The sequence below is a fragment of the Alcanivorax sp. HI0083 genome (assembly GCF_001635175.1).
The window spans coordinates 1-6,442 of record NZ_LWFX01001508.1; the positions used below are offsets into that span (position 1 = coordinate 1).

Consider the following 6,442-nt stretch of genomic DNA (forward strand, 5'->3'; position numbering starts at 1 on the left):
GCAGCATCATTAATGCCCAGAGTACCTGGCGCCCCTGGTTGTCGCGCTTCTCTCCCGGGGTGCGGGTGAGGCATACCCAGGCGGACTTTACCGCCGGCAACGACAGCATGGCCGAAGTACGTGCCTTGCTGCCGCCCGGCGCCCAGACGTTACCGCTGCCGCAGGACTATCACGAATCGGAAGTGGTGTTCCTGCTGGGCCAGCCGGATGTGCATATTCGTCCGCACCGTTTGCAGGGCTGGGCAGAAATTGGTTACAGCCATAACAGCCTCTCGGGAGCGGGTTTTACCGGCCGCTTCGGTGTGGAGGGGCCGCTGATCGGTCGGGATGAATGGAAGCTGTATGCAGAACAACAGCTCAATAGCGGGGGTAGTGGTGAAGACAGCTACCGCTTCGGGCTGCAATATAGAGTTTATTACTAGGAGTGAATCCAATGAGACTGAGCATTGTGCTACTGGGAACTTTGCTGTTAGCCACCGTGCTGGCCGGGTGTACCCATGTTCGTAGCAGCCAGGATGTGGAACTGTCCGGCGAGGGCACCTGGCTGGTGTTGCCGATGGTCAACCGCACTGCCACTCCCCAGGCGGGGTTGCGGGCGGCAGCCATTGTCGAATCCGTGCTGTATCGCCATGGCGTGAATAACGTAACCCGCTACCCGGAAAGCGATAATGAAGGGGTGCTGTTTGAAGGCACCTCGGCGGCCAACCGCAAGAACATGAATCAGTGGGTCGCCTCGCAATCGGCCCAATATGTGGTGAGCGGGGTAGTACACGAATGGCGCTATAAAACCGGTGTTGATGGTGAGCCCGCGGTGGGGGTAATGATCGAAATCCGTGAATTGCCGGAAGGGCGTATCGTCTATAGCGGCACGGGCTCACGGGCCGGCTGGGCACGCCAGTCGCTCAGCGAAACCGGGCAGAAAGTCATCGATAAATTGCTCGCCCCGGTGGTGCAGTAATGCTTGAGCGCATCAGTAACGGCAAGCTGGCGGGGCTATTCATGCCCCAGCCAAGAGTGCTGTGGTCGCTGTGCGAAGCAGTGATTCTGATGGCGCTGGCCGTTGTCATGGGGTTGTGGCTGCGCGAGGAGGATCCGCTGACACTCATCGGGACCTTCCGTTGGGTATTGCTGGTGCCGATACTACTGGCGTTGCGTTACGGTAGCTTGCTCGGGGTGTTCGGCATGCTGTGTCTGGTGGCCAGCTGGTTTTTGCTCACGTCTTTGGGTTTCTATTCAGGCATGGACTTTCCGGAAACCACCATGCTTGGTGGTTTCGTGATTATTCTTATTTGCGGTGAGTTTGCGGATATGTGGCGCGTCAAACTGATGCGCGCAGACAGCGCCGCCAGCTATGCACTGGAGCGTTTGCAGAATTTGACGCAGCGGTATGTGCTGTTGCGTCTTTCCCATGACCGGTTGGAAGAAAACCTGCTGATCAAGCCCTATACCGTGCGTGATGCGTTGGTGCGATTGCGCGATCTGACCCTGGATGAAAGTGACAGGGTTCGGCTTCCTGCAGCGGACGACCTGATTCACATGCTGGCGGAATATTGCCAGCTGCAGCGTGCTGCGCTTTATCGGGTGGTGGATGGCCATATAGACGATGAACCGGCTGCCCAGCTGGGCGAAATGCGTCCACTGGAGCGCAACAATGCTTTGCTCCAGCACGCATTGGAAAACCAGCTGCTTGCCCATGTGCAGCAGCATGACCACGACAGCAATTATCATGGCCAGTATCTGGTTGCGGCCCCGATTATCAACAGTGGTGGCGCCTTGATCGGGGTGATGGTGATTGAGCGTTTGCCATTCCTGTCTATCAATTATGAAAACCTGCAGCTGTTGTCTGTGCTGCTTAACTTCTATGCGGATGTGGTGCATGCCGGCGATGAAGTCGACGACATGTTGGACCGCTGGCCCACCATGCCATTCCGGATTGCCAGTGAGTTGGCTGCGCTGGTACGTCTGCGTGAGGGCGGCCGGGTGGATACCTCCCTCACCTTGTTTGTCGCGGATGACAGCGAACAGGCAGGGCTGATTCTTGATGCGCTGGCCCGCGGCCTGCGCAGCCTGGATCTTGCCTGGTGGTTGAACGACAACGTCTTGATGATCATGATGCCGATGACCGGGGAATCCAGTCTGGAAGGCTTTGTGCTGCGCACCGAGAAATGGCTGGCCGATGAGTATGCGTTCATGAGCCTGCGCCAGGCCGGGGTGCAGTTCTATTACCGCCACCTGGATCAGCGTGAGGCAATGGAGCAGGTGGCTGAGCTACTGGAGGCGGCGGGTGTCTAGTCTCAAGCTGCTTATCTATGCGATCAGTGCGGAGATCGCCTCCCTGCTGTTGCTGTTGAGCAGACAGGCTGACCTGTCGTTGTTCGTGCTGTACCTGTTCTCTCACGGGTTGGCGTCGGCGCTGTTGTCTTTTGTTGCCTGGGGATTGCTGCCGGCACGTTTCAGGACGCCAAAAATTCTGTCCTGGGTGCTGATTTTTTCTTTTGCGTTTTTTATCCCGGCGGTGGGGCTGATCACCATCCTGGGTGGGGTGGCATTGGGTATCTGGCTACCGGCGCTGTTTCGGGACAAACCCTTCGGATTGGTGGAGCAGCCTTATTTTTCTCCGGTACAGGTCAACAGCGCGGCGGGCTTTCGGCAAATCGACCTGAAAAACCTGCTGACTACATCCCGGGCGCCGAATGCCTTGCGGGTGCAGGGGATGCTGGTGCTCAAGGATATGCCTGCCAGGGTAACGGGCAATTTGTTGCGCCATACCCTGGGCGATTCCTTTGAAGACTTGCGGCTACTGGCTTACGGGATTCTTGACCAGAAAGAAAAGGAGATTACCCGGGATATCGAGCGGGCCCTGAATCTGCTGGAGCGAGCCACGGAGTCGCGCCGCTACCGTTTGGCCCGTCGTCTTTGTGAACTGTATTGGGAGCTGAACTATCAGGACCTGGTGCGCGGGGATATCCGTACCCTGACGCTGGAACGGGCCGCATTCTACGCCGACATGGGCTTGATGGAAGCGCCAGAGGATGCCGGTTTGTGGTTGCTGCGCGGGCGCATTCAGTTAGGCCAGGGAGAAATTGGTGAAGCGCATCAGTCCATGACCTTTGCCCGTCGTCTGGGGTTGTCTGCAGCGAAAGTGAATCCCTGGCTTGCGGAGATCGCCCTGCAGCGCCGGCAAATACCGCTGGTACGGTTGCTGATGCGTGAAATTACCGATGACAGCCAGTTCACCCAACTCAATAAATCCGTTGAATTCTGGAGGGGCTATGAGCCTGCCACGGGCGGATAGCGCCGATATCTGTTTATTACTGGAAGGCACTTTTCCCTATGTGAGTGGCGGCGTGTCCAGTTGGGTAAACCAGATTATTCGTGGTTTTCCCGAATATACCTTTGCCTGCTGTTTTGTGGGCAGCCGCCCGGAAGACTACGGCGAGATGAAATATGAATTGCCGGATAACGTGGTGCACCTGGAAGTGCATTACCTGCATAATTTTCAGCGGGGGCCACAAAAGCGTTCCTTAAAGGGCAATCGCAAGGCCTATGCCGACCTGCGGCGTTTCCATGAAATGGTGAAAGAGGGCGTTCACTCCAGAGAACGCAGCGAACTGTTCAGCCGCATCGTCACGCACCTGGGGGAAGGGGAGGATTATTCCGAAGAATCGTTCCTGCACAGCCGGGCCAGTTGGGATTACATTGCTGAAGCGTATCGCGAGTTCAGCCGGGATCCGTCCTTTGTGGATTATTTCTGGACTGTTCGCATCATGCATTCGCCCATCTGGGTGCTCAACGATATTGCCAACAACCTGCTACCGGCAAAGATGTACCACACCATTTCCACCGGCTATGCGGGCTTTCTTGGGGCCATGCTCAAGCGCCGCACCGGCAAGCCGTTGTTGCTGTCCGAGCATGGCATTTATACCAAGGAGCGCAAGATCGACCTGTTCCAGAGCGAATGGATCAGCGATAACCGCGGCCTGGTGGAAAAGAACAACGCGGAGATGGCCTACTTTCGCGAAAAGTGGGTGAATTTTTTCACCGAGCTGGGGCGCGAGTGCTACCAGGCATCGGACCGGATCGTGGCGCTTTATGAGCGCAACCGGGAGCGGCAAATGGAAGATGGCGCGCCGCCAGAGCGCACCCTGAATATCCCCAATGGCATTGATCTACCGCGCATGCAGAAAGTGCGGGCGGCTCGGGGTGAATCGGTTCCCCCGGTGGCCTGTCTGATTGGCCGGGTTGTGCCCATCAAGGATGTGAAAACGTTTCTGCGTGCCATGCGGACCCTGGTCAATGTATTGCCAGACGCGGAAGGCTGGATTGCCGGCCCGGAAGATGAAGATAAGGAATACGCCAAGGAGTGCCACGGCCTGGTGGCCAGTCTGGGGCTGGAAAAAAATGTGAAGTTTCTGGGGTTCCAGAAAATTGATGAGCTGCTACCCAAAGTGGGGGTGATCGTGCTCAGTTCCATCAGTGAGGCGTTACCGCTGGTGTTGCTGGAAGGCTTTGCCGCCGGGGTGCCGGCCGTTTCCACGGATGTGGGGTCTTGCCGTCAGCTGATTGAAGGCCTGGGCGAAGCCGATCGGGCCTATGGAAAAGCCGGCGAAGTGGTGGGCATTGCCGACCCGGAAGCGTTGGGCAATGCGGTTGCCTCGCTATTGAAAGATAGGGATGCCTGGCACCAGGCGCAGCAGGCAGGCATTCGCCGGGTGGAGAACCTGTACACCCAGGACATGATGTTTGGCGCCTACCGTGACCTGTACCAGTCGCTGGTGAGGGACACGGACGCAGCCAGCCCGCAAGAAAACAACAATCGTCGCCGGGAGGGACGCCACTAATGGCCGGCATTGGTTTTGAACTGCGTCGATTGTTGCGCAAGGACACCTTGCTGGGCCTGATCCGGGCCTATGCCTATGCCGGTGTAATCAGTTCCGGCCCCTGGGTGTTATCGATCATCGGCATTCTGATTATCGGTATCTTCAGCCTGGGGATGGTGGTGCCGGATGCCTCGGTGACACAGTTCCAGATTACCGTGACCTATTTGATTGCCATCAGCCTGATTCTCACCGGCATTGTGCAGCTGGCCTTTACCCGCTTCTGTGCGGACCGTTCGTTTGAAAACCGTGAAGACCTGATTCTGCCCAATTTTGGTGGCGTTACAGTGCTGGTGACGGTTATCTCCGGTCTGCTGGCGTTGCCGGCGGCCATGTTCCTGTTTCCCGGGCAGAGTGTGCTGTTCCGGGTGTTGCTGATCGCCTGTTTTGTGGTGTTGAGCAATATCTGGATTGCCACCGTTTTTCTCTCCGGCATGAAGCAGTACAAGGCCATTTTGTTGCTCTACGCCCTGGGCTACACCATTACGGTGCTGGGTGCCCTGATGTTGCGGTTTCTGGACCTGGATGGCCTGCTGCTGGGCTTTCTGCTGGGGCAGGTGACCCTGCTGGCGGGGATGCTGGTGCTGATTGTGCGAGGCTACCCGGCCGAGAGCATCGTCTCGTTCGACATGTTCGGCAAAAAATACCTGTACCCCAGCCTGATGCTGGTGGGCTTTTTCTATAATGCCGGGGTGTGGGCGGACAAGGCCATGTTCTGGTTTTACGACGGCACCGGTAGCGATGTGATCGGGCCGCTGCGGGCCTCGTTGATCTACGATATTCCCGTGTTCCTGTCGTATCTGTCACTGATCCCGGGCATGGCCGTATTTCTGGTGCGTATGGAGACCGATTTTGTAGAGTACTACTCCAACTTCTACGATGCGGTCCGTGAGGGCGGATCGCTGTCCTATATCGAAGATATGCGCAACCAGATGGTGTTTGTCATTCGCCAGGGCATCTTCCAGATTCTCAAGATTCAGGCGATCTCGGCGCTGGTGATCATGGTGGCCGGCGCGCAGATCTTTAACGCTTTGGGCATTTCGGAACTGTATCTGCCGTTGCTCAAGGTGCAGCTAATCGCCACCGCCCTGCAGGTTGTCTTCCTGGCCATCATCAACGTGTTCTGTTATCTGGATCAGCGCCGCATGCTGGTGCTGCTGACCGCGTTGTTCTTTGTGCTTAATGTGATTTTTACCGGCATCAGCCTGTACCTGGGGCCCCAGTTCTTTGGCTTCGGTTTCCTGCTGGCGTTGGCGGTGTGTGTGCTGCTCGGCCTGTGGCTGGTCAGTCGCAAAATGGCAGAACTGGAATATTCCACCTTTATGCTTAATTGACAGGTACAGTGTCGGATTACGCCTTTCAGGCTAATTCGACCTTGTGTCTCTCCGGCGGAAGGATTTGCTACCCTTCCGCCACTGCTGGCGGGCAACCCGTATTCGACCTGAGGCCCTGAGCCTGTGATGTAGATAGGTCCCGCCAGCATTTCTCTCAAAACTTGAACGGTATCCGAGCCCTTCGTTGACCGGATGAGGCTGCACGAACAAGGAGAAGTGGAGAGATGGCTA

At 56.9% G+C, this 6,442-nt stretch carries 5 protein-coding genes and 1 pseudogene; all 6 read left to right on the forward strand.

The window, feature by feature from the left end:
• Window positions 1–422, forward strand: a pseudogene (locus A3754_RS28115) (hypothetical protein); the annotation flags it as partial.
• An 11-nt stretch (window positions 423–433) separates the two neighbouring features.
• Window positions 434–958: a hypothetical protein gene (locus tag A3754_RS22780; protein ID WP_063521421.1), complete on the forward strand. Its 525-nt coding sequence runs from the start codon at window positions 434–436 to the stop codon at window positions 956–958.
• Window positions 958–2,292, forward strand: a complete 1,335-nt coding sequence (locus tag A3754_RS22785) for a PelD GGDEF domain-containing protein (RefSeq protein WP_063521422.1) — start codon at window positions 958–960, stop codon at window positions 2,290–2,292. Before A3754_RS22780 ends, A3754_RS22785 begins: the two co-directional genes overlap by 1 nt.
• Window positions 2,285–3,295, forward strand: coding sequence for a hypothetical protein (locus A3754_RS22790; RefSeq protein ID WP_063521423.1), 1,011 nt, complete (start codon window positions 2,285–2,287; stop codon window positions 3,293–3,295). The genes A3754_RS22785 and A3754_RS22790 overlap by 8 nt, the downstream gene beginning before the upstream one ends.
• Window positions 3,273–4,841: a GT4 family glycosyltransferase PelF gene (gene pelF / locus A3754_RS22795; RefSeq protein ID WP_063521424.1), complete on the forward strand. Its 1,569-nt coding sequence runs from the start codon at window positions 3,273–3,275 to the stop codon at window positions 4,839–4,841. The genes A3754_RS22790 and pelF overlap by 23 nt, the downstream gene beginning before the upstream one ends.
• Window positions 4,841–6,211 carry an exopolysaccharide Pel transporter PelG gene (pelG, locus tag A3754_RS22800; RefSeq protein ID WP_063521425.1) on the forward strand — a complete coding sequence of 457 codons (1,371 nt, stop codon included), beginning with the start codon at window positions 4,841–4,843 and terminating at the stop codon, window positions 6,209–6,211. Before pelF ends, pelG begins: the two co-directional genes overlap by 1 nt.
• The last annotated feature ends 231 nt before the right edge of the window (window positions 6,212–6,442 follow it).

Excerpts from the sequence above, each read along its gene's own strand:
- A3754_RS22785 (WP_063521422.1), top strand. The coding sequence starts at position 958 with ATGCTTGAGCGCATCAGTAACGGCAAGCTGGCGGGGCTATTCATGCCC.
- pelF (WP_063521424.1), top strand. The coding sequence starts at position 3,273 with ATGAGCCTGCCACGGGCGGATAGCGCCGATATCTGTTTATTACTGGAA.
- pelG (WP_063521425.1), top strand. The coding sequence starts at position 4,841 with ATGGCCGGCATTGGTTTTGAACTGCGTCGATTGTTGCGCAAGGACACC.
- A3754_RS22780 (WP_063521421.1), top strand. The coding sequence starts at position 434 with ATGAGACTGAGCATTGTGCTACTGGGAACTTTGCTGTTAGCCACCGTG.